The organism is Chryseobacterium bernardetii, assembly GCF_003815975.1.
Taxonomy (GTDB): Bacteria; Bacteroidota; Bacteroidia; order Flavobacteriales; family Weeksellaceae; genus Chryseobacterium; species Chryseobacterium bernardetii.
Genome location: NZ_CP033932.1, coordinates 5,081,406 through 5,105,203 on the forward strand (window position 1 = coordinate 5,081,406; position 23,798 = coordinate 5,105,203).

General features: G+C 36.7%; 20 protein-coding genes. 7 read left to right on the forward strand and 13 right to left on the reverse strand.

Features of this window, described 5'->3' with window-relative positions; translation table 11 throughout:
- Position 1: 1 nt before the first annotated feature.
- Entirely contained in the window at positions 2-208 is a 207-nt protein-coding gene (locus EG339_RS22990) for a hypothetical protein (RefSeq protein WP_123872372.1), read from the forward strand.
- Positions 209-330: 122 nt separating this feature from the next.
- On the opposite strand, the gene EG339_RS22995 is transcribed toward EG339_RS22990, so the two are convergent.
- A complete protein-coding gene (locus EG339_RS22995; RefSeq protein ID WP_123872375.1) occupies positions 331-1,527 on the reverse strand; it encodes an exo-beta-N-acetylmuramidase NamZ family protein in 1,197 nt (398 codons plus the stop codon).
- A gap of 4 nt (positions 1,528-1,531) precedes the next feature.
- Between EG339_RS22995 and EG339_RS23000 the strand changes: the two genes are divergently transcribed.
- Positions 1,532-2,761 (forward strand): ABC transporter permease, encoded by a 1,230-nt coding sequence (locus EG339_RS23000; protein WP_123872376.1) that lies wholly within the window; start codon positions 1,532-1,534, stop codon positions 2,759-2,761.
- Between the two features lie 117 nt (positions 2,762-2,878).
- Positions 2,879-3,862: a PLP-dependent cysteine synthase family protein gene (locus tag EG339_RS23005; protein ID WP_123872378.1), complete on the forward strand. Its 984-nt coding sequence runs from the start codon at positions 2,879-2,881 to the stop codon at positions 3,860-3,862.
- A 51-nt stretch (positions 3,863-3,913) separates the two neighbouring features.
- Here the strand turns inward: EG339_RS23005 and EG339_RS23010 are convergent, their stop codons facing one another.
- Genes EG339_RS23010 through EG339_RS23020 form a run of 3 tightly spaced genes read right to left on the reverse strand, consistent with a single transcriptional unit; the run spans position 3,914 to position 5,691 of the window.
- Complete coding sequence (locus EG339_RS23010; protein ID WP_123872380.1) at positions 3,914-4,441, reverse strand: hypothetical protein; 528 nt, start codon at positions 4,439-4,441, stop codon at positions 3,914-3,916.
- A gap of 32 nt (positions 4,442-4,473) precedes the next feature.
- Positions 4,474-4,776: a chaperone modulator CbpM gene (locus tag EG339_RS23015; RefSeq protein WP_123872382.1), complete on the reverse strand. Its 303-nt coding sequence runs from the start codon at positions 4,774-4,776 to the stop codon at positions 4,474-4,476.
- A 3-nt stretch (positions 4,777-4,779) separates the two neighbouring features.
- Positions 4,780-5,691: a DnaJ C-terminal domain-containing protein gene (locus tag EG339_RS23020; RefSeq protein WP_123872384.1), complete on the reverse strand. Its 912-nt coding sequence runs from the start codon at positions 5,689-5,691 to the stop codon at positions 4,780-4,782.
- Positions 5,692-5,784: 93 nt separating this feature from the next.
- On the opposite strand from EG339_RS23020, the gene EG339_RS23025 reads away from it, so the two are divergent.
- Positions 5,785-6,990 (forward strand): dicarboxylate/amino acid:cation symporter, encoded by a 1,206-nt coding sequence (locus tag EG339_RS23025; protein ID WP_123872386.1) that lies wholly within the window; start codon positions 5,785-5,787, stop codon positions 6,988-6,990.
- Positions 6,991-7,091: 101 nt separating this feature from the next.
- On the opposite strand, the gene EG339_RS23030 is transcribed toward EG339_RS23025, so the two are convergent.
- The 3 genes from EG339_RS23030 to EG339_RS23040 all read right to left on the reverse strand — a co-directional run bounded on the left by EG339_RS23030 (position 7,092) and on the right by EG339_RS23040 (position 10,375).
- Positions 7,092-7,475: a DUF779 domain-containing protein gene (locus EG339_RS23030; RefSeq protein ID WP_123872387.1), complete on the reverse strand. Its 384-nt coding sequence runs from the start codon at positions 7,473-7,475 to the stop codon at positions 7,092-7,094.
- Between the two features lie 89 nt (positions 7,476-7,564).
- A complete protein-coding gene (gene adhP / locus EG339_RS23035) occupies positions 7,565-8,599 on the reverse strand; it encodes an alcohol dehydrogenase AdhP (RefSeq protein ID WP_123872389.1) in 1,035 nt (344 codons plus the stop codon).
- A 246-nt stretch (positions 8,600-8,845) separates the two neighbouring features.
- Entirely contained in the window at positions 8,846-10,375 is a 1,530-nt protein-coding gene (locus EG339_RS23040) for an aldehyde dehydrogenase family protein (RefSeq protein WP_123872391.1), read from the reverse strand.
- Positions 10,376-10,556: 181 nt separating this feature from the next.
- Between EG339_RS23040 and EG339_RS23045 the strand changes: the two genes are divergently transcribed.
- Positions 10,557-11,483: an AraC family transcriptional regulator gene (locus EG339_RS23045; RefSeq protein WP_123872393.1), complete on the forward strand. Its 927-nt coding sequence runs from the start codon at positions 10,557-10,559 to the stop codon at positions 11,481-11,483.
- A gap of 127 nt (positions 11,484-11,610) precedes the next feature.
- Here the strand turns inward: EG339_RS23045 and EG339_RS23050 are convergent, their stop codons facing one another.
- The 3 genes from EG339_RS23050 to EG339_RS23060 all read right to left on the reverse strand — a co-directional run bounded on the left by EG339_RS23050 (position 11,611) and on the right by EG339_RS23060 (position 17,835).
- Complete coding sequence (locus tag EG339_RS23050) at positions 11,611-13,077, reverse strand: RagB/SusD family nutrient uptake outer membrane protein (RefSeq protein ID WP_123872395.1); 1,467 nt, start codon at positions 13,075-13,077, stop codon at positions 11,611-11,613.
- A 14-nt stretch (positions 13,078-13,091) separates the two neighbouring features.
- Positions 13,092-15,893: a SusC/RagA family TonB-linked outer membrane protein gene (locus EG339_RS23055; protein ID WP_123872397.1), complete on the reverse strand. Its 2,802-nt coding sequence runs from the start codon at positions 15,891-15,893 to the stop codon at positions 13,092-13,094.
- Positions 15,894-16,506: 613 nt separating this feature from the next.
- On the reverse strand, positions 16,507-17,835 hold the full coding sequence (locus EG339_RS23060) for a hydroxymethylglutaryl-CoA synthase family protein (RefSeq protein WP_123872399.1): 1,329 nt from the start codon (positions 17,833-17,835) through the stop codon (positions 16,507-16,509).
- A 215-nt stretch (positions 17,836-18,050) separates the two neighbouring features.
- Between EG339_RS23060 and EG339_RS23065 the strand changes: the two genes are divergently transcribed.
- On the forward strand, positions 18,051-18,578 hold the full coding sequence (locus tag EG339_RS23065; protein ID WP_123870518.1) for a helix-turn-helix domain-containing protein: 528 nt from the start codon (positions 18,051-18,053) through the stop codon (positions 18,576-18,578).
- Positions 18,566-19,405 (forward strand): IS3 family transposase, encoded by an 840-nt coding sequence (locus EG339_RS23070; protein WP_262706922.1) that lies wholly within the window; start codon positions 18,566-18,568, stop codon positions 19,403-19,405. The genes EG339_RS23065 and EG339_RS23070 overlap by 13 nt, the downstream gene beginning before the upstream one ends.
- Positions 19,406-19,458: 53 nt before the next feature.
- Here the strand turns inward: EG339_RS23070 and EG339_RS23075 are convergent, their stop codons facing one another.
- The 3 genes from EG339_RS23075 to EG339_RS23085 form a co-directional block, all read right to left on the reverse strand.
- Positions 19,459-21,969 carry a M1 family metallopeptidase gene (locus tag EG339_RS23075; RefSeq protein WP_123872401.1) on the reverse strand — a complete coding sequence of 837 codons (2,511 nt, stop codon included), beginning with the start codon at positions 21,967-21,969 and terminating at the stop codon, positions 19,459-19,461.
- 23 nt (positions 21,970-21,992) lie between these two features.
- On the reverse strand, positions 21,993-22,211 hold the full coding sequence (locus tag EG339_RS23080; protein ID WP_123872403.1) for a hypothetical protein: 219 nt from the start codon (positions 22,209-22,211) through the stop codon (positions 21,993-21,995).
- A gap of 146 nt (positions 22,212-22,357) precedes the next feature.
- Complete coding sequence (locus tag EG339_RS23085; RefSeq protein ID WP_123872405.1) at positions 22,358-23,797, reverse strand: hypothetical protein; 1,440 nt, start codon at positions 23,795-23,797, stop codon at positions 22,358-22,360.
- Position 23,798: the final 1 nt, after the last annotated feature.

Sequence of the window (23,798 nt, forward strand, 5' to 3'; positions counted from 1 at the left end):
AATGAAGCCATTCGGAAAAAACCATATCATCATTTCAGCGATCACTTTTGTGATCCTTTTTTTAATGAACTACTTAGGAAATGATCTTCCAGACAAAACACAAAGAGCCCTTTTAACTGCCTTTGCAGGAGTTGTAGGCTTAACAATTGGCCTATTTATTTTAAATAAGGGAAAAAATGATAAAAATCCACCCCAAAATTTTGATTAAAAAAGGCTGAAAGCAGAAAAACACGAAGCTGAAAGTTACTTAATATTTAAAAACAATAAAGGTTATTGTTTATGACGTTGATAACTTTCAGCTTCCATCTTCAAACCTCCTGCCCATTCTTATTAATCTTCGTAAACCACATATCGGGTCCTTATCTTTTCAAAATCTTCAAGATCTTTTTTCCATGAAGCTTTAATTTCCGGAATTGATTTCCCGGCAATAATCTGCTTTCTGAATTCGTCAGTTCCGGAAAGAGTATCAAACCACAGATTTTTCAGAAAGAAATCTAACTGAGGGTTTTTGTAGTTCTGATATGCTTTGATTACCCATTCAATATTCAGTTCTCTTAAATCCTTAGGATAATTGGAAAGATCTTCTCCATAACATAATTTACCATTTAAAAACGGATCTTTAGCTCCATAACTCGGTTTAGGAGTAAACTTATAGGGAAGATTTTCAGTCCATGGTGAACCATAGATCTGGAAAGGCTGTTCTGTACCTCTCCCCACAGAAACCTGAGTTCCTTCAAAAAAACATAAACTCGGATATAAATTGATTGCTTTATCGTTGGGTAAGTTTGGGGATGGCTTATCCAGCATCGGATAACGCTGCTTTTTGTGGTAGTTCTTCATCTGGATCAAAGTATATTTTGCCTGAACCCCATTTTTCAGCCATTTTTCACCATTTACCATTTTTCCGTACTCACCAATAGTAAGTCCATACACTACAGGAACTTCATGCATACCTACAAAACTGGCCCACTTTTTTCTTAAAACCGGTCCATCCGTATATCCATCATGTGGATTGGGGCGGTCCAGAACCATTATTTCAACATTATTTTCAGCACCAGCCTCCATCAGATAAGTCAAGGTAGAGATATAGGTATAAAACCTCACCCCCACATCCTGGATATCAAAAACAACAAGATCAATTCCTGCCAGCTGTTCAGGTTTCGGTTTTTTATTACTCGCATATAGAGAAATAATTGGAATTCCGGTCTTCATATCTACTCCATTTTTCACTTTTGCCCCTGCATCAGCATCGCCTCTGAAACCATGTTCGGGGGCAAAAATAGCTTTAATTTTCACCCCGTTTTTCACTAAAAAATCTACTAAATGGGTTCTGTCACTCATTAAACCTGTCTGGTTAGTTACAACTCCAATGGTTTTATCTTTTAATAAAGGTAAATAAAGCTCAGGCTGATCCGCTCCGGTTTTAAAATCCGGTTGAACTTGAGTCTGAGAATAATATTGATTGAATACTCCTAAAAAAATTAGGCAAATAAGAAGTAAATTTTTAATTTTGAAATCTAAATTCATAAGCTTGAAGTTTCCTTTATATTTCTCTAGAAAAATAGCGTTTTCCAAAGATAACAAAAATAACCTTTCAAGGGTTATCATCTTCATTGGCAGGCTTTCCGTAGCACTGGGAATCATTGTTTCCCTGATTACCGTAGCCACCGGATTTGGTTCCAAAAAAGCTATTAAAGAGAGGCTTGCAGATTTCAGCGGACATATCACGGTGAGATCTACCCGGTCCAATTCTTCCTATAACACTTCTGTTCTGGATAATCAGGGATTGAATATTGCCAAGATCAAGGAGCTTCCTGATGTTGAAAGTATTCAGAAATATGTAACCGTTACCGGAATTATGCGTAATGAGCATAATTTTGCAGGAATTATATTTAAAGGGATCGGGAAAGACTTCGACAGCTTACGATTTAAAAAATTCCTTATTGCCGGAACTACTCCAAAAGTAACAGAAGTAGGTTTTAACAATGATGTAGCAATTTCACAGAAAATAGCCAATGACCTGCATCTTAAAGTGAATGACAGTATTGTTACTGTTTTCTTAAAAGCAGATCAAAAACCTCTTTACCGTAAGTTCAAAATCATTGGGATTTACAGAACTGATATCAAACTTATTGATGAGCAGTTTGTAATTGGGGGAATTAACCACGCTAGAAAGATTCAGGATATGAAGCCTGATGAGATCGGGGGAATTGATATTTTCCTTAAAAATGTGAATGATATCGATAAAGATTTCCCTGATATTGAAAAGCTGATCGGTTATAAAAACTATGCTGAGAAAGCGACTGAAAAATTCCCACAAATTACAGACTGGATCAGTATTTTCGATACCAATATTGCACTTATCATCATCATTATGCTGATTGTAGTGGTAATCAATATTATTATGGTTCTTCTTATTCTTATTATTGAAAGAACCAATTCCATAGGTTTGCTTAAAACTTTAGGAGCAAGCAATTCGCAGATCAGGGCTACTTTTATCAATTATACCCTTATCATTATGATTCCGGGTCTTTTATATGGGAATGCCATCGGACTTGGATTAATTCTTATTCAGAAATTCTTTGGGATTATTAAACTTAATCCGGAAAATTACTATGTAAGTACGGTTCCGGTAGATCTTAACCCTATTGCCATTATTTCCATTTCATTAGGAATTCTGGTTATATCTGCACTTGCCTTAATTATTCCAAGTTATCTGATCAGTAAGATATCTCCGGTGAAGGCAATCAAATACAATTAACCTTATATCAGGTTCAAAAAATTAAGCTTTTAATGAGCTGTCTTGAGCTGTAATCACACATGATCCCGGTACGGATAATTTTAAAAGCATTATCTTTGTACCGCATATAAAACATTTATGAAATACGCAAAAAATATCCTTGAAACTATAGGAAACACACCATTGGTAAAACTTAACAATGTATTGGGAGAAGATTTCCCGGCATTGGTTTTAGCAAAAGTTGAGACATTCAACCCTGGAAACTCTGTAAAGGACAGAATGGCTCTTAAAATGATCGAAGATGCCGAAAAAGACGGCAGATTAAAGCCTGGAGGAACTATTATTGAAGGTACTTCGGGAAATACAGGAATGGGACTGGCATTGGCTGCCATCATTAAAGGCTACAAGTGTATCTTTGTTACCAATTCCAAGCAATCTAAAGAAAAGTGCGATATCCTTCGCGCTGTAGGGGCAGAAGTAATTGTTTGTCCTACCGATGTTAAACCTACAGATCCGCGTTCTTATTATTCAGTATCTAAAAGACTGGCTAAAGAAACTGAAAACGGATGGTATGTAAACCAATATGATAATTTATCTAACAGGGCGGCTCACTATGAGTCTACGGCACCTGAAATCTGGGAGCAGACGGAGGGAAAACTTACTCACTTTGTAGTAGGAGCCGGAACAGGTGGTACCATTACAGGATGTGGAACCTTCTTCAAGGAAAAAAATAAGAATATTAAGGTAATAGGGGTTGACACATATGGTTCTATCCTGAAAGAATTCCACGAAACCGGTGAATTACACTATGATCACGCTTACACTTACATTACTGAAGGAATTGGTGAAGATATCATTCCTGAAAACTATGATATGTCTGTTATTGATCACTTTGAGAAAGTAACGGATAAAGATGGAGCGATCTATGCAAGAAAACTGGCTAAAGAAGAAGGTATTTTCTGCGGATATTCTGCAGGAAGTGCTATTGCATCATTGGTTCAGATGAAAGATCAGTTCACTAAAGATGATATTATCGTTGTTCTTCTTCACGACCACGGCTCAAGATACGTAGGAAAGATCTACAATGACGAGTGGATGAAAGAAATGGGCTGGCTGGAATAAGCGGGCACAAAACATTATAAAAAAAATCAGAGCGTTTTTGCTCTGATTTTTTTATGATTGGATTTTATCCTTCAAAATGCTCTTCAGCAGAGAATAATCCCTTTCATTCATTGATTTTCTGGGAAACATATAACTGTATTTTCCTTCAAGGGAAATGAAATCATGAGTACTTTCAAAAAAACTGAAGTCTTTCCATTCACTGGTTTCTTTTTCCCCATCAATATTGACGGTAAAAAAATGCTGTTCAATTCTGATCTCATAAACCTGACATTTTTCCAGGGTATTCAGATAATGATTAACCTGTTTTTTCCATCTTGAAACCTTATTAACGCTTACAGACAGAAAAACGGCACAAAGCAGGAGTATAAAACTCAAAAAATATAAAATCCCCTGGCTCTCTTTACTTAAACTCCCTTTTATCAAAAATGCAATCAACAGAATAACCGCTGCTGCAATGGTTGTAATGGTTTTACTTTTAGTAGTGGGAGAAAAAAGCAGGCTGTCCTGATTTCCGCTAAAATAAATATCTTCAAAAATCTTTCTCTCAGGTTTTAATGTAATCACTTTTTCCTCACTCATAAAATTGTTGCTTTAAAAGCTACAAAACTAAGCTAAATATCCTCATATTGATCACTGATTGCTGAAAGTTTATTCATCAGTTCTCTGTTTCTCCGTTTTAAAGCGTCCAGTTTCTTCAGCATATTATGAATCACTTCCAAACCAGGAAGATTAATTTCAAGGTCATAATGCCAATTGGCAAACTTTTCCAAATCCGGAAGATCTTCATACATCAGATAATGAATATCATTTTCTATCTGTATGTTCAGCAGGCCATAATCTACAAGTTCATCAAAAAAAGTGATTTCTATATTATATATTCTTACGAGTTCTTCCCGTGATATTCTTTCATTCATAGCCTAGGAATTTTTAAGTTGTTCAAAAAGTTCTTTCTGCTTATCGGTAAGGTTAGTGGGCAGCTTCACTTCGTAGGTTACAAAAAGATCGCCGTGCTCGCTTTCTTTTTTATAGACAGGAAAACCTTTACCTTTCAGCCTTACCGTCATACCGCTTTGCGTTTCCGGTTTTACTTTAAGGTTAACACTTCCGTTTAGGGTATTTACCTTTACATCCCCGCCTAAAACTGCGGTATACAGATCAATAGCAACCTTTGTTTTAAGATCATCTCCTATCCTTTCAAAATCAGGATCTATTGGAATATTAAATGTGATGTAGAGATCCCCGTTTGGACCGCCATTTACTCCGGGGTTTCCATGACCTTTCAATTTGATCTTCTGCCCATCATAAACTCCGGCAGGAATTGTGATTCTTACTTTTTTACCATTGATTTCAAAAGTCTGCGGATGTGTTACTGCAGCATCTCTCAAATTCAGGGTTAATTCTGCCTGTACATCCTGACCTTTAAATTTTCCTGAAGCTCTGCCTCTTGAACTTCTACCAAATCCGCCGGCTCCGCCAAACATATTCTGGAAGAAGTCTGAAAAATCTTCGCCTTCACCAAAGTCTGCACCGGAGAAACCACCACCGTAGTTGTGTTGCTGCTGATATTGTCTTTGCTGTTGTTGAGCTTTTTCGTATTCTTCACCATGTTTCCAGTTTTCTCCGTACTTATCATACTTTGCCCGGTTTTCCGGATTACTGAGAACTTCATTGGCTTCGTTCAGCTCTTTGAATTTTCTTTCTGATTCTTTATCATCAGGATTAAGGTCCGGATGTAGTTTTCTGGCCAATTTCCGGTAAGCCTTTTTGATATCATCCTGGGTTGCACTTTTATCTACACCTAAAATTTTATAGTAATCTATATAAGCCATAGAAACGATGTTTACTCAAATTTATGAAATTTAGGTCTGAATATTGTATAACAAAGTGTTAAAAATAAAACTATCTTTGATAAAAACTACCGAATGAAAGAGGTACTGAAAAACTATTCCGGAATCTTATTTTTACTTCTGGGAATCACTATTGGAAGCATTATAGGAATTATTGCTCCCGGCTTGGTGGAATTTATAAAGCCATTAGGAGATATATTTCTGAACCTTCTCTTTGTAAGTGTTGTACCTCTGGTATTCTTTGCAGTATCCAATTCTATTGCATCTTTAGAGCAACAGTCTAAATTTGGAAAGATCATTCTTATCATGGCACTTACCTTTCTGTTTTTTATTCTGACTGCTGCTATTTTTACGATCTGCGCCGTGTATCTGTTTCCGGTTTCCGGAGTTTCCGGAAGTTCTGATATAATTGCAGAAGCAGCGAATGAAGATAGCTGGGGAAACAGGATTGTAAGCTTCTTTACTGTGGGAGAATTTACATCGTTGTTTTCCAGACAGAATATGCTGGCACTCCTTATTTTTGCTTTTATGACTGGTTTTGCAGCCCGAAAAACAGGAGAAGCAGGGCACCCTTTCAGGGTATTTATAGCATCAGGATATGAAGTGATGAAAGAGCTGCTGTTATTGGTAATGAAGATGGCCCCGGTTGGTCTGGGAGCCTATTTTGCTTACCAGGTAGCTACATTAGGGCCACAGCTTTTTGGATTCTATGCTAAACCTTTAGGATTATATTATATTGCAGGAATTATTTATTTTCTTGTTTTCTTTTCTATATATGCGTTTATGGCAAATGGACGGAATGGAGTGAAGAGTTTCTGGACCAATGCCATTTACCCGACTCTTACTGCTATAAGTACCTGCAGCAGTTTTGCTACCATGCCCGCCAATTTACAGGCTGCATCCAAGATCGGAATTCCGAATTCTATCGCTAACCTTGTCATTCCCATTGGGACAACTCTGCATAAAAACGGTTCTTCGATGTCTTCAATTATTAAAATCTATGTTGCTTTTTTAATTATTGGAAAAGATTTTTTTGATCCTGCCAACTTACTTTTAGCATTGGGAATAACCGTTTTTGTAAGTATTGTGGCTGGTGGAATTCCTAATGGCGGATATATTGGAGAAATGCTGATGATCTCGGTGTATAAGTTACCTCAGGAAGCTATTCCGGCGGTTATGATTATCGGCACCCTGGTAGATCCTTTAGCTACGGTTTTAAATTCTGTGGGAGATATTGTAGCAGCCATGTTTGTGAACCGGTTTGTCAAGGTTGATAAATGATATGGAATTATACATGAAATTTTTCCTGTGTCAGAAATAGAAGATTCAATCTAGATCATGACAACCGGTATGAAATGATATATAGTTACCCGATCTTAAAGTTATTCGCTGCGTTTTACAGATTCAAGGTTTTCGTATTCTTCTGGGCTAAAAAGTCTGTATTGCACTTTGAATGTTTTACCTAAAGGAGTTTCTAACGAGAAACCTCCTGGTCCGAACCCGTCCGTCACATCAAGTGTAAAATGAGAGTATTTCCAGTATTCAAAAAGATCACGGTCTATCCAGAACTCATGCCCGTTGATGGTTCCTATCATAGCATCATTCATCCTTGGAAAAAATCCTCCTTTTTCAAAACATTGCGGCTGGGTACCTTCACAGCAGCCTCCTGCCTGGTAAAACATCAGTTCACCATACTTTTCTTCAAGTTCCCGGATGACTTCCAGGGCTTTTTCTGTTGCCGAAAGTCTTGATATTTTCCCTTTCATTATCTTATCTGTTATTATATATAAAGGCAGCTATCATTATAAAAGATCCCGGTAAAATAAAATTTTAACCGGGATCAGTAGCATCATCTTTAATTTGAGCCTGCAATATCCAATACTATTCTGCCATCAATCTGGCCTTTTTTCATTTTATCAAATACATCATTGATATCTTCCAATTTTGCTGAGGTTACGGTAGCTTTTACAAGTCCTTCATTGGCAAAATCCAATGCTTCCTGCAAATCTTTTCTGGTTCCTACAATAGATCCTCTTACGGTAATTCTTTTTAAAACTGTTTCAAAAATAGGAAGTTCGAATGATCCGGGAGGCAGTCCGTTGAGAGCAATGGTTCCTTTTCTTCTTAAAACATCTATTCCCTGCTTGAACGCAATTGGAGAGACAGCAGTGATTAATGCACCATGCATTCCTCCTACTTCTTTATGCAGATATTCACCGGGATCTGTATTCTTCGCATTAACTACAAGGTCTGCCCCTAATTTTTTTGCAAGGTCAAGTTTATCATCTGCAACATCAATGGCAGCAACATGCATACCCATTGCTTTTGCGTACTGAACCGCTACGTGTCCCAAACCTCCGATCCCTGAAATGGCAACCCATTCTCCGGGTTTGGTTTCAGTTTCTTTTAGTCCTTTATAAACGGTTACTCCCGCACATAATATAGGTGCAATCTCAAGAAAATTCACGTCTGATTTTAGGTGCCCCACATATCTCGAATCTGCTATTACATATTCTGCAAATCCTCCGTCTACACTGTATCCTCCATTTTTCTGAGCTTCACAAAGAGTTTCCCATCCTGTAATGCAGTAATCGCAACAGCCACACGCGCTGTACAGCCATGGAACTCCTACAGCATCCCCCTCTTTTACAAAAGCTTCAGGTCCGCAAGCTACTACAATACCTACACCTTCATGCCCTGGAATAAGCGGCATTTTGGGTTTGGCAGGCCAATCTCCATCTACAGCGTGTAAATCTGTGTGACAAACGCCGCAGGCAATAACCTTTACAAGCACTTCATATCTTCCGGGTTCTCTTACAGGAACTTCTTCTATTTTCAGGGGCTGCCCGAAGCCTTGAACTACAGCAGCTTTCATTGTTTTTGGGATCATATTTTATTTTTTGAATGAGTTTATCAGGGTTATTTTGAGTAATTATCCAATTGTCCTCTAAAAAAATATTTTTTAGGGTAAAAGTTTAAATAAAGGACGCTACATACCCTGCGTGAGGGATAGTAAGGGCGGCGAGGGACGAGCCGGTACGCAATGCAATGAAGTACCGAAACAAAGTGAAGCCCTGAATAGCCCGACCGTTTGCCTTGGGAAAAGCCAAGGCAATCGGGCACGTCCTACATAATATTAAAAGAAACCTAACTTGTTTTTGTTGTACGAGATCAGCATATTTTTGGTCTGACGGTAATGATCCAGCATCATTTTATGATTCTCTCTTCCTATTCCGGATTGTTTATATCCGCCAAAAGGAGCACCTGCCGGATATGAGTGGTATTGGTTTACCCAAACTCTTCCTGCCTCAATCTGACGTGGAATATTATACAGCTGATGGGCGTCTCTCGTCCATACTCCCGCTCCCAGTCCATAAATGGTATCATTGGCAATTTTCACGGCCTCTTCTTCGTCTTTAAAGGTAGTAAAGGCCAGTACAGGACCGAAAATTTCTTCCTGGAAAATTCTCATTTTATTATTTCCTTTGAAAATCGTAGGCTGAATATAGAAACCATCCTCCAAGTCTTCTCCAAGGTGGTTGGCATCACCTCCCACCAATACTTCAGCTCCTTCATCTTTACCCAGCTGAATATAAGAAAGTATTTTTTCTTTCTGAATTTTTGAAGCCTGCGCTCCCATCATCACGGTTTTATCCAGCGGATTTCCTACTTTGATTGCTTTTACCCTTTCAATAACCCTTTCAATGAAAGCATCTGCTATTCCTTCCTGAACCAGCAGTCTTGACGGACATGTACAGATTTCTCCCTGGTTAAGGGCAAAAAGTACAGCACCTTCAATGGCTTTATCTAAGAATTCATCATCAGCATCCATCACGGAATTGAAAAATACGTTAGGGGATTTCCCTCCTAATTCCAGCGTCACAGGAATAATATTTTCAGTGGCATACTGCATCACCATGCGTCCTGTTGCCGTAGATCCTGTAAAAGCTGCTTTGGATACTTTAGGGTTAGTTACCAGAGCTCTTCCTAATTCTGCACCAAAGCCATTAACAATATTAATCACTCCGGCCGGCAGCAGATCTCCTATCAGCTCCATTAGAATCAGGATAGAAACAGGAGTACTTTCTGCGGGTTTTAAGACTACGCAGTTTCCTGCAGCTAATGCCGGAGCCAGTTTCCAGGTGGCCATAAGAATCGGAAAGTTCCATGGAATAATTTGCGCTATTACTCCCAGAGGTTCATGAACGATCAGGGAAACTGTATCTTTATCAAGTTCATTGTGTGATCCTTCTTCTGCACGGATGACGGATGCAAAATACCTGAAATGATCGATAGCCAGCGGAATATCTGCTGCTAATGTTTCCCTCACTGCTTTCCCGTTATCAATGGTTTCCACAGTGGCCAGATATTCTAAATTCTGTTCTATTCTGTCTGCAATTTTATTAAGGATGATACTTCTTTCTGTAGCCGAAGTATGCTTCCATGTCTGGAATGCTTTCTCCGCAGCATCTACAGCGAGTTCCAGGTCTTCTTTGGATGAATGGGCCACCTGGGTAAAATTCTTACCATCAACAGGTGAAACTACATCAAAATATTGTCCTTTAACGGGTGGAGTGAATTTCCCGTTAATATAATTATCGTATCTGCTTTTAAACTCAGGACGCTGTAGAAGAGTCGCTGATCTTGCTTCTGTAAGAGTGCTCATATTAGTATTATTTTTTATTTTGAATACTGCCAAATTACACGGATGTGATAAAAACCTATAGCACAATCGTATAAAAAAAGTGCAAAATAATACAGGAGGTCTAATTTTAGTATTTTATTAACAGCAACGTTGAGTCAAATTTTCTATATTTGAGTTACCAGTTTTATAAAAACATTTAGAAATGAACAACAATAGTAAGATTTTATTAAATACTCCCGAATTAAGCAAGGAAAACCAGCTATTGAGTCTTGTTGAAAACCAGACAAAGTTCAGTTTAAACAATTGTGAGTTCAGTATTTATGAGACTCATAAAGCTTCTTCCGGGGTAAGGCTTCATTTTGAAAATATTGCTTTTACAGCTATGCTGAGAGGTAAAAAACACATGAAACTGGATAACAAGACGAATTATTTTGATTACTTCCCGGGAGAAAGTATCCTTGTGGCACCCGGTGAAACTATGGTTATTGATTTTCCTGAGGCAGATGAAACTCCTACACAATGTATTTCTTTAAGCTTAAACCCTGATTTTATAGAAGATTCTCTTAATTATTTGAATTACCATCTCCCAAAAGTAGATGAAGTATCACAGTGGAATATTCAGCTGGATGAGTATTTTCTTTTTAATAATCAGGCACTGGCTTCTGCAACCAATAATATTATGAGAATAGCCATGGATGATAATTCGCAAAAGGATATTATGGCTGATTTTGCTTTGAAGGAACTTCTTATAAGGCTTATGCAGACACAGGCCAGAAGTATAGTGGAAAGAAATATTGTAAAAAATAAATCGAGAATTGGTTTTGCAGTTGATTATATTAAAAGGAATCTGCATCAGAAATTGTCGATAGAAAGTATTGCCAAGCTTGCCTATGTGAGCAAATCTAATTTCTTTAAGATGTTCAAAGATGAGCTGGGAACTTCTCCTAATGACTTTATTCTGCAGGAAAGAATCAATAAGGCTAAAGAATTGCTGGCTACCCAAAACAGTATAAAAGAAACGGCTTATCAAACCGGATTTTCGGATACGAATTATTTTACCAGGGTTTTTAAACAACTGGAAGGTATAACACCGAAGAGCTATCAGAACAGGATGCTTGTGCGGGAGTAAAATTCAGATTTGAGATGCGAGGTTCGTTCTACTCTTTTCACATAATTTAATTCTTTTATCATGCTTAAAATAAAGAAGAGCCCCATTTTCATGGAACTCTTCTTAAATATATTAAAAATATGAATTCTTAATATCCATCATTCTGCTTAATGTTAGGATTAGCCTGAATAGCATTGATTGGAATTGGCCATTGCCATAAGTAGCTGTTTGCATCCAGAGTCTGAACAAGTGCTTTTGAACCGTTACCGTCAGCAATATCACCCTTACCTGATCTCTGAACAGAAAGTCCTAATCTTTTCAGCGTGTACCATCTGTCATTTTCAAAAGCAAGCTCTAATCTTCTTTCTTTCAGGATAGCATCTAAAAGAGCTTTTCCAGCTTCTGTTCCAGGAGTGAATGAAGTATATCTTTCTTTTCTCAACTGGTTTAATAAAGTAAGAGCTGTTCCCTCGTCTCCTGATCTGTAAGATGCTTCTGCTACGTTAAGTAATACTTCAGCAGTTCTCAGATATTTAATTGGAACGATGTTAACCGGCCCACCGTTACCTGCATATTTTGTAATGTGATTGTACATTTTTTTGTTGTACAAAGCAGTAGTGAAGTAAGCCGTTTTTCTTACGTCATCATTAGAAAACATGTTGAAGAAAGCATAATCTGCAACAAATTCTGATCTGTACTGCCCGTCAATTAGCTGGTTGTAAGCAACCCCTACTGTATTACGCTCAGGTGCAGCATTTGAAATCTGGAATAAAACCCCATCGGTAATTTTAGCCAGTCCTTCATTTTCTTTCCAGATTCTGTTGAAGTTATCCAATGTTGTAACACTTGGTGAAAGTCCTAATGCCAATTGGCCATATTTTACAGTATTGGCATACTCTCCTTTATAAAGGTATACTCTTGATAATAATCCATATATGGCAGCTTTGCTGAATCTTCCTTTGTCAGCATCGTTCTGTGTAATTTTATCAGCAGCAAATAACAAGTCATTAATCACTTTCTTATAAGACTCATCTACTGATAAACTTCTGGATGAATTATTATTTAAAGGATTAAAAGATTCAGAATAATAAATTCCATATTGGTGTTGTGCTGTTGAATTCTGTGTAGGAATTACAGAATACGCTCTTAAGATATCAAAGTGAGCCGCTGCTCTGATCGCTCTGGCTTCTGCTTCTACATTATCTTTTTGAGTACCTGTTAATACTCCGTTATTTAAATAAGATAAAACGAAGTTAGCTCTGCTTACTACTGCATATGCCGCACTGAATAATCCTGTAGTCTGCGAATTATCTGAAGAGAATTCAAAATTGGAAGCTGAAGCATTAGAGTTTCTTCCTGCATCTGAAATGATAAGGTTATCGGTAGTAAGGTCACCCATAATAAGCTGGTTACCTGCATCACTAGTGTAATAACCTGTTCCTTTAAATGCAGTATAAGCTCCATCTAAAGCCTGTCTGAATGATTCAGGTCTGGTCATCGCCTGCTCTTCTGCCTCATTCACTGATGAAATCTGATCCAAATTTCTTTCGCAAGACGTTAACGATACAAAAACAGTCAACGCAGCTAAACTTATTGTTATTATATTCTTTTTCATAAAGCTATTCAATATTAAAATTCTAATTGCATTCCCACCATGATCGTTCTTACAGCAGGATAAGTATAAAGGTTAAATGATCCTGGAACAAATAATGATGCAGATTCAGCAGATCCTACAGAAATTTCCGGTTCTCCGTGGAAACTTGTTACTGTAAATAAGTTCTGCCCTTGTACAAACAATCTTAGTTTATTAATTGGCGCATCTTCTCCAAGCAACGTTTTATCAAATGTATATCCTAACGTAAGAGATCTTAATCTTAAGTAATCTGATTTTTCAATCCACTGATCAGAATCACGCATACCATTAGAATCCACTCTTTGGAATACTCCAGTATCACCTGGTTTTCTCCACATATTAGCAGCTGCCTGTGCCATGTTTCTTCCACCTTTAGCCTGAGTAGGGTCAACCGCAAGAGCATACATGTTGTTATAGGTATAACCTCCTAACTTGAATGTGAAATCTGCACTGAAATCGAATCCTTTATATTGAAGTGTAGTTCCGAAACCTCCAAAGCTTTTTGGGAAAGGAGATTTATCTGTAAGAGGAACAGCATCAGAAGCACTGTATTTTTCTGTAATGTTTCCTGCTTTATCATAATATTGGGCATTTCCATTATCTGGGTTTACTCCTGCAAATCTAACGCTATAGAATGCATATGGAGACTCACCTACTTTAAGATAAGTATATCCTAGGTTTCTTTCAGTTTGTCCTTCTGCCAGCTTATCAAGAGTTGATTTCTGGAAAGAGATATTAGCACGTACCGTCCATTGGAAATCTTTCTTTCTCATCACATCTACGCTTAATTCAGCTTCAAGACCTTTCTGAGTCATATCACCAGCATTGATATACTGATAGTATGAACCTTCCTGCTTATCTAATGGTACTAATTGTACGAAATCTTTTCTCTTATTTTGATAAACTTCTACGGATCCACGAATTCTTCTCTTCCACATTACAAAGTCAACCCCTGCGTTAGTTACCGCATTAGATTCCCATTTCAGATTCTGGTTACCAACAATATAAACTTTTTCAGTGTTGTTATAAGTTCCAGGGAATAAAGCTGCGTTATTTCCGTATAAATCGAAACCAACATTGGCTACGTTGTAATAGTCAGATAATGAACCGTCATTTCCTGTTGTTCCGTAAGAAGCTCTAAGTTTCAAATCGTTGATGAAACCTCCTTTCATGAAATCTTCTTTCGCAATGTTCCAAGCAGCACTTGCAGACCAGAAGATTCCGCTCTTGTTATTAGCTCCAAATCTTGAAGAAGCATCTCTTCTTAATGATGCAGTTGCTAAATATTTACCTTCATAATCATAGTTTACCATACCAGCTAAACTGAAAAGGGTATTTCTGATTTTAGTTCCAGTAAATGTATTTCTGTCTGAAGGAGTTGTGATAGACGGAACGCTAAGTGTTGTGGATTTTAATCCATAAGCACTTGCATTCACTGTTTCAGTGAAGTTATCGTTATATTCAATAAATCCTAAGAAATCAAAATTATGTTTTCCGAATGATTTCTTATAATTTAATGAGTTATTCCATGTATAGTTAAATCCATAGAATGAGTTTTTCGCTAATGAACCTGTAGGAACTTTGTTGGTTGTTAAATCGAGGTTAGATCCCTTTTTCATCCAATTGGTATTCATATACCAATCGTAAAGTCCGTTGAAATTCGTTTTAAATTTCAGTCCGTCTGTGATCTTATATTCTCCAAATAAAGTTACCGGAATTCTTAGTCTCTGATCTTCAGATCTGTTATTACGGATCTGCTCTACAGTGTTTGAACCCGCTCTCATCTTTTGGTTGTAGCTTCCGTCCGGATTGTAAATAGGCTCATAAGGAGCGTATTTATACATTGCAGCGAATGGGTTCTGTGTATTGTTTCTGTCTCTGAAGTTTTCTGTAACCTGATACTGAATACCAAGGTTAACTCCTACATTTAACTTTTCACTTAGTTTATTCGTAAATCCGAAGTTACCTGTATATCTCTTAAGCCCGTCTACATCTTTAAGAATACCGTTATCTGCATCATATCCTAATGAATAGTAGAATGTACTTTCTCTGGATCCTCCCTGTGCGCTAAACAAATAAGACTGAATGCTTGAAGGTCTCAACAGATCTTTTTGCCAGTTGTGATCATAAAATGCAAGAGCATCCATTTCCTTTTGAGTTCTTGGAGCTACACCTAAATAACCTAACTCATTCTGGTAGTTCATTAACTCTCTGGCATTCATCATCGTGAAGTTCTTATCCTTCAGCTTTTCACTGAAACCAAACTTACTTTCAAACGAATAATGAGTTTTTCCAACTTTTCCGGCTTTAGTTGTCACTACAACTACCCCGTTTGCTCCTCTTGCACCATACTGAGCTGTAGCAGCAGCATCTTTAAGAACGGAAATTGATTCTACATCTGCAGGGTTAATCGCACTGAACTGTTTAGCAGTCATGTACATTCCATTTACTACATAAGTAGGTTCAGAAGAACCACCAACACCGGCAACCCCTCTTACCATAATGGTAGCTGTAGAACCTGGCTGCCCTGTAGCACTCTGTACATATACCCCTGATGCTCTACCCTGTAAAGAGTTTCCGATAGATGTTGTAGGAGAGTTTCTTCTGATCGCATCTCCACTTACAACGGCCTGGGCCTGGGTAATTTCATCTGCTTTTTTCTTCTGATATCCAGTAACGATTACCTCATCGATCTTATTCTCCTTCAGAATAGAATCATTCTTAGATTTTTGCGCATAGGCAGCTTGTCCTAAAAAAAACAAAGCTCCAGCACTTAATACATGTAACTTCACATTCATATTAACAGATTTTAATATATTCAAGGGGACAAATATGTTAATAAATATCAATAACATCAATTTATTAAAACCTGAAAACAGCCTACCAGAAAAGGATTTTCCTTACTTAACTCTAAAAAATGATAAAAAAAAATCCAATTGTATTTGAATTTTTAAAGAAAACCGAAGTATTTCAAACATTAACGGAATTTTAACGAAAAACAAAATAAAAATTAATGTACATTAATTTAAAAAATAAAGTGAAAAAAATTAACAATAATAGATCAAACAAGTAAAAAAATAAAACAAGCAACTTGTGGTTTTTAACCAAAATCAGCAAAAAGGCGAATGTTTTTTAGTTAAACAGGTCAGAAAATAACCTGATAAAAATCAGGAAGACCACCTAAAAAGGTGGCCTCCGTAAAAATAAAATTAAAAATCTGTTAATATATGATGCCTAAAATCCAGTTTAAATTAGTATATTTTTGAGAATATTTTCTGACTTTATTTTTGCCATCATGTTATATTTTTTATAATATTACGCTTTCAACTCTAACAGTTTTCTCAAATATCAATCTTAAAAATTATATAGAAAAATATAGAGACAACCTCTTTTATAAGTTTTGGCTATAGTCTATTTTTGAAAACTATAATACCTCGCCCCCATTAAAACAGGGCTTTCTGTTTCAATAGAAATAAGACCAAACCCTTTGTATTCCGGATTTACAGACTTATTTAATTGCTTCCTGTGAAGCTTTTCATAGGTTTCAAAATTAATAGCTTTTCTATGGTTCAGATTTTCGAATAAATTCCATTTTTCTACCACGGTTTTCCAATTAGCAGATACCTTGCCGGCAAACACTTTTGATTTGGAACCACTGCCATATCCAACGAATCCGATTTCTTCTCCGGACAGATCTTCATTATCGTTAAAGGAAGTCTGCAGCCCGGAAAGGAATGCCATAAAAATAGAGGCTGTATACATATTGCCTATCTCTGATGAAGCCCTTTGTGTCTTTTCAATAGCTTTATTAATCAGTTGCAGGTAATTTTCAGATTTCGCAACTGCTTTTTGCTGATCTGGAGTTTCATATGAAATTCCGTTTTCCAGACTATAAATTTCTGTAAAGACTCTCTTCCCATGGAAAGCATATGGCAAATGGAAAACAATATATCTCCAGTCTTCATAAGGCTTTTCTTTTCCTGTAATCTCTTTATAATGCTGATAAGCTTCTCTGATTCTATCCTGATAACACTGATTGGAATACTGCCCATCAAAAACCGGTTCATCTGTAAAGATCTCAATTTTATCAGGATACATTTCAGGAGCCCCGTTCAGATCTTCTTTTTTATATTGCCTTCTCGGTTTAAAGAAATCAAAAACACTTTCTGTAGCTACTCCCCAATTATTTTCGATTTCAAGAAGATCAGGTTTTGCAGAAATCAACAATGCAACAGCTCCACCTCCCTGTGTATATTCTCCAGAGGAAGCCAGTTCATATTTTGCATAATCGCTTGCAATAATTACCGCTTTTTTATCAGGATTGACTCTTACAAAATCTAAGGCGTTATGCAGAGCATCTACTCCACCTACACAAGCAAAAGTCATGTCTAATACATCACAGTTTTTAAAAGCTCTTTCTCCAAATTCTCCTTCCAACACCTTTTCAACCATCTGTATCGCATAGGAAGCGGTTGGCTTTGCTGCATCTACAGCACTTTCTGTACCCATATAAATTCTGGAGATTTCTCTAGGATTGATCTTATAATCCTGAATCAATCTCAATAATGCTTCTGCAGCAAAGGTTGCGGCATCTTCATGCAAATCAGGTAATCCCATTTTATGAAGTCCTAGCCCTTTCTCCAATTTTGCCGGTTCTATACCTCTTTTTTCAGCTAAATCTTTAATTTCCAAATACAAAGAAGGCACATAATAGCTTGCCGCCTCAATTCCAAAACTCATAATTTTTTAAATTTTAAACGAATTTATGAAAGATATCACAAAAAACAACAGTAAAAACAACTGATTTTTGTAATATTATTAAAAACCAATAAGATCCAGAACAATATTATTAAAGCACTTTTCAACCCTCTAAGCAATCAAATAAGCTTATAAAAAGAAAGCCGGCGAAATGGACTGCCCCCAAAAAGTTAGACACTTTTTAGGGGCATTTTTTTATGGAAAGGAAAGGAAAATTTAGCGTTGCTTTCAAATTGGAATGTATAGAACTTCATCAGAATTCTTATCATTCGATTGAATCTATAGCAACAGAAAAAGGATTTAACGAGAGTAATCTTCGCAAGTGGATCGGCTTTTATAACAAGTACGGAATATCGGGATTACAACCGAGAAAAAACAAAAGCTATTCCGTAAGGTTTAAGCTTAAAGTGTTGAAAGCCATCAATACGGAGTTCATCTCACAAAGAGAAGCGTGTGTCAGGTTTGATATCCCTGCCCAGTCTACCGTCTTGAATTGGCAGCGTGATTACGAAAAAAGTGGTATTTTAGGTTTGGAAAACAAACCTATAGGAAGACCCAAAAAAATGAGTGATTACAAGCGTAAGAAAAGGAAGTCTGACAAGCCATTGACAAGGGAAGAAGAACTTTTATTGGAGAACGAAAGGCTGCGTGCCGAGAACGATTTTCTAAAAAAGCTAGACGCCTTAACTCTCAAAAAGAACAAGCAGAGGCCATCGAAGAATTAAGGCAAAAATATGACCTGTCAGTCCTGCTGGATTGTACAGGTATGGCCAGGAGCAGTTTCTATTACCATCAGAAAATGCTTCAGAAGAATGATAAATATTCAGACATCAAGACCCTGATAAGGCAGATCTATCACAAGCACAAAGGACGTTTTGGATACCGTCGCATCACTTTGGTAATGAAAGAAAAAGGAATTATCATCAATCACAAGACAGTCATGAAACTAATGAAAGTTCTGGGACTCAAAAGCATCATAAGGGTCAGGAAATACAAGTCCTATAGAGGCGAACAAGGCAGTATAGCACCGAATGTTTTGGAGAGGAACTTCAAGACAGACCAACCTAACAGGAAATGGGCAACTGATGTGACGGAGTTCAATGTCTCTGGAAACAAACTGTACCTATCCCCGATAATTGACCTTTATAACGGAGAGATCATCAGTTACGATATATCGGAGAGACCTGTCTTTATTCAGGTTATTAATATGTTAAAGAAAAGCTTCAGTAAAATCAAAAATACAGAAAACATCATTCTCCACTCGGATCAAGGCTGGCAATATCAGATGAAAGCCTATCAGATGCTTTTGAAAGAAAAAGGAATCATCCAAAGTATGTCCAGAAAAGGAAACTGCCTGGACAATGCTGTGATAGAGAATTTCTTCGGGACGTTAAAATCTGAGATGTTCTACACCAAGAAATTTAGAACAATTGATGAACTTAAAAAAGAAATAAAAGAATACATTAATTATTACAACCACGACAGGATAAGACTCAATCTAAAAGGAAAGAGCCCGGTAATGTACCGAACTCTTTATTATAATATTGTTTAATTTTGTCTAAACTTTTGGGTGCAGTCTAAAATTGCCGGCTTTACATTTTATTTTTACTTATAATTTTCAATGGTTTTATTAATCACATCAATCTGTTTGTTAATGCCTGCTGCATTCTGTGGATTCTGCTTCAGTAATTCCATTTTCTTATTTAAGCCATCCTTCAGCATCTGAACCACCATCATTTTAGCTTGTGGATTATCGCCTATCTGGTTTTTAGCATATCCTAAAATCTTAGTCACACTTTCGGTAGCCTTTAAATTATCCGATGACATGATCCAGTTATATCCTTCTTCTGCCGATTTTCCTAATTCCGGATTCTGAAACTTGATAAACGGATAAAATGCTGCCAATGAAGCAATTTTTGGCATTTGAGAAACCACTTTATTTTTTACAATGACAGGAAGCAACTGAGCCTGCAACTCATCTGAAGCACCATCCAGATCAATCTTATCAGCTAGTGAATTCGCTTTTGACGGATCAATAACCAAAATAGCTCCTAAAGAACTTCCTTTTACAGCGTTGGAAACAGCTCCCATCCCTTTTTCAAAAAGAGGAAGGTACTTTTTGTCTTTTGTCTTGGCCAAAGCTGAAATAGCTGCAGCCTGTGTTAATGTCTTGGGATCATTAGATACCAATTTCTCAACTTCGGATCCTAATGCTTTCATTTGCTCGGGATTGCTGAGATCCACCAATTCCAAGGCCTGGATTCTTATTCTGAAAAACGGATCTTTTAATGCTGCTGCCAATAACTTTGTTGCAGCAGGGTTCTTTCCTACCTCATCCTTTATTCCCGCCAAAGCATTATATCTGTTTTTATATTCTTTGGAATTTGTGAACTGTAAAAGATTCTGTTCAGGTGTTTTCTTATCAGTGATATCTGCCAGCAAAACACCATCTGCATTAATATTCACAAGATCAGGTGCTTTAGAAACATCAAAATTAAATGTATTCTTAGCATCAGCATTCACCCAAACATTATATCTTTTGGGCTTTCCATTCTCATATACATCGATAGCCAGGGGAAATTCAAACATTTGATCCTGAGTCTGATTAATCGTAACTGCCACCTGTTTTTTTACCGGTTCGAATGTAAATGTGTAATTAATTTTCGGATTTCCGCTTCCAAAATACCACTGATTAAAGAACCAGTTCAGGTCTTTTCCTGAAACTTTTTCAAAAGAAAGCCTTAACTGATGGGCTTCTGCGTTCTGATATTCATTGGTTTTCAGATAATCATTCATCCCGGCAAAGAAAGCATCATCTCCTAAATAGTTTCTCAACATATTCAGAATTCCACCTCCTTTCTGATAAGTTACGAGATCAAATACATCTTCACGGGATGCATAATTAAATCTTACCAGATTTTTGTTAAAATCAGATGGATTATGGATATATCTGTTCACATCGGTCATCAGATGATAATCAGCCTGATCTTTTCCGTATTTATGCTCATTCCAAAGATATTCTGAATAATTGGCAAAGGATTCATTTACGGTAAGATTACTCCAGCTTTCTGCGGTTACCAGGTCTCCAAACCAATGGTGAAATAGCTCGTGGGCAATAGTATCTTCCCATGTGTTCTCATCAATAAGCTGTCCTGGTTTTTGAAGGATATCACTTCCGTGAAGGGTAGCCGTTGTATTCTCCATGGCACCACTTACATAATTTCTTCCGGAAATCTGCGCATATTTGGCCCATGGATAATCATAATTCATTCTTTTGGAGAAAAATTCGATCATTTCCGGAGTATTTCCATAGATCTGCTTTGCATAAGGTTCGTACTCTTTTTCTATATAGTAATCTACAGGAATATTCTTCCATTTATCTTTTACAATGGCATATTCTCCTACTCCCATGAAGAAAAGATAAGTAGAATGTCTTTTATCCATCACCCAGTGATCAGTTCTAAGCCCATTAGATTCTTTTTGTGAATCTTTCAGGATACCGTTAGAAAGGGTAACATACTTATCAGGAACAGTCATATAGATTTCCTGAGTTGTTTTTTGATTTGGTTTATCAATAGTTGGGAACCATGCAGAAGAAGCTTCTGTTTCTCCCTGTGTCCAGATCTGTGTTGGAAGTTCCGGGTCTGTTCCCTGGGCATTAATAAAATAAAGCCCTTTGGCATCATTGATGGCCATACTTCCCTGCTGTTTCACTTCGTTCGGACGGGCGGTATATTTTATATAAACGGTGTAATCCTGATTTTTCTGATAGGTTTTATCCAGGGTAATCTTCAGTATATCATCTTTATAATCGTATTTTAAAGGAGATTTTTTACCATTGTTATCAAGAGCGACTTCATGGATCAGCATTGCTTTGGCATCAAGGATCAGTTCATTGGTAGGATAGAAATACGGTGAAGCCGTCAGCCATTCTTCGCCATTCATCTGTTCTTTCTGATAGTCGAAGTTCACCTTCAGCTTTGTATGTTTCAGTTCCGTTACTTTGGTATGGGTAGCCCTGTACACTTTTTCTCTTCCTGAAGTTTCGGTTTGTGCTGATACATTTGCGGAAAACATGATTCCGAGTATCAAAATTGATAAAATGGCCTTTCTCATCTGTCTACTTTATAATTTTAGAGTTATTTTTTTATGATGATATCGAAAATATCATTGACTAATGTTTCATAGTCACCGGTTTTCAACTGTTCTTTCGTTTTGGCAAAAGCTTTTTTCAGTTCACTTTGCGGGTTTTCATCGTCAACAATTTCTGCTGAGGCAACACCTTTTAACTGAAGGACGACATTTTTCAGTACTTCAGGGTCTGCGTTCTCTTCAATATTTATCTTTAGATATTTCATAATTTTTGTGATTGGATTTGTAATTCTGCCTTTTGTTAAAGAGCAAAGTCAAGTTCTTTCAAATTTAAAACTTATTTTAGAAACAACGGGTCTGCCGATACGTTTTTAAAGATGATTTTTCCTTTTCCGGCTTCTTGTGCTATCTGTTATTTTTCTCTGACTACCTTTCCGTTTCTATACACAAATACCATTTCACATTTGGTTTGTCTGTCTGCATTGAAAATAAAAACCTTCCCAGCATCAATACCATTCATTTCAGCCAGCATTCTGCATTCCCAGTTGTTATAAAAGATTGGTTCTCTAAGAATAAAATGCGGATTGGTTTTCAGTTCAGTAAACATATCATACCTTAAGCAGACCACTCCACTTTCAACCTTTTCAGCTTTTAATGTTTTGCTGAGTTCACTAAACATTTTATCATTAAACTCACTGGCATAAATCCATGCATTCTTCACACTCATATTGGTAATAAGAAGAAGAAAAGTAATTCCAGCAAAAAGGAAGCTTACTGTTTTGTTTCCCAATTTCAGTGTAAAAGACAGATAAATGATTCCCGAAATGATAAATAGTGTATAAAAAAGCCTTACAGCTCCCAAACTTCGGTTATCAAATCCAAAAAGTGTCGGGATATAAGCAGAAACATAGAAAACACTTATAGCAAGAGCTGTTGAAATCAAAGAAATTAACCCTATCTTTTTAACGTCTTTTAATTTGCTTTTAAAATCATAATCAATAAATAATTTATAAACGACAGAAGACATTACCATAGCCAGGAATATTTCTATAATATGAAGGTTTTTGAGATTCAATAATCCTTTATATATTCCTACAAAAATATCTTTGAAGAATAACTTTGTCGTTAAAATTGTTACGTGAACTACCCTTTTCAATTCTAAAATCTTCCCTACTTCATCCCTTTGATAAGAATGAGCAAATATTGCGGGCTGAATAAGTTTTCTGAAAAGAAAAACAGGTCCAAGAGTCAGCAATAAAAAGATTAACCTCTTTTTATTCTCTTTGATTAAAAACAAATTCAGAAGAATGAGAGGCAGGAAAATTTCATAACTTAAGATGGAAAGGATGAAAAACAAAGAACTAAGCAGAATATTTTTACGAACATAAACATAATAAATACTCAGGCTAAAAAATATTGTTGCCAGATTGGAGTTTAGCATGATTGGAGAAAACTGGATACTTGTACCTATTAAAGAGCATGAATACAGCAAGGTTAATAAAGCTGCAAGCTCTTTTGACAATATTTTCTGAGCTACTCCATAAACAGCAAACAGCGAAAGTGAGAAAAACAATATTCCCAAAAGGTAAACAGAGCCGTTATACTGTGAAAAGAAAACCAGAGTTCCCGTCACAAATCCTGATACTGGTCTTGCCGCCATATTGGAAGCATCCAGATAGGAATAAATATAACTTAAATAAGGCTTAGAAATATGCCTGGCATTATAAGCTTCCTTTAAATCATCTGTTACAATAACCTTTTCTGTAAAAACGGCCAGCCATATATAAAGATTGTAAGCAACAATCAGGATATTCAAAAATATCAGATATGCCCTGTTTAATTTCTTTTCCATA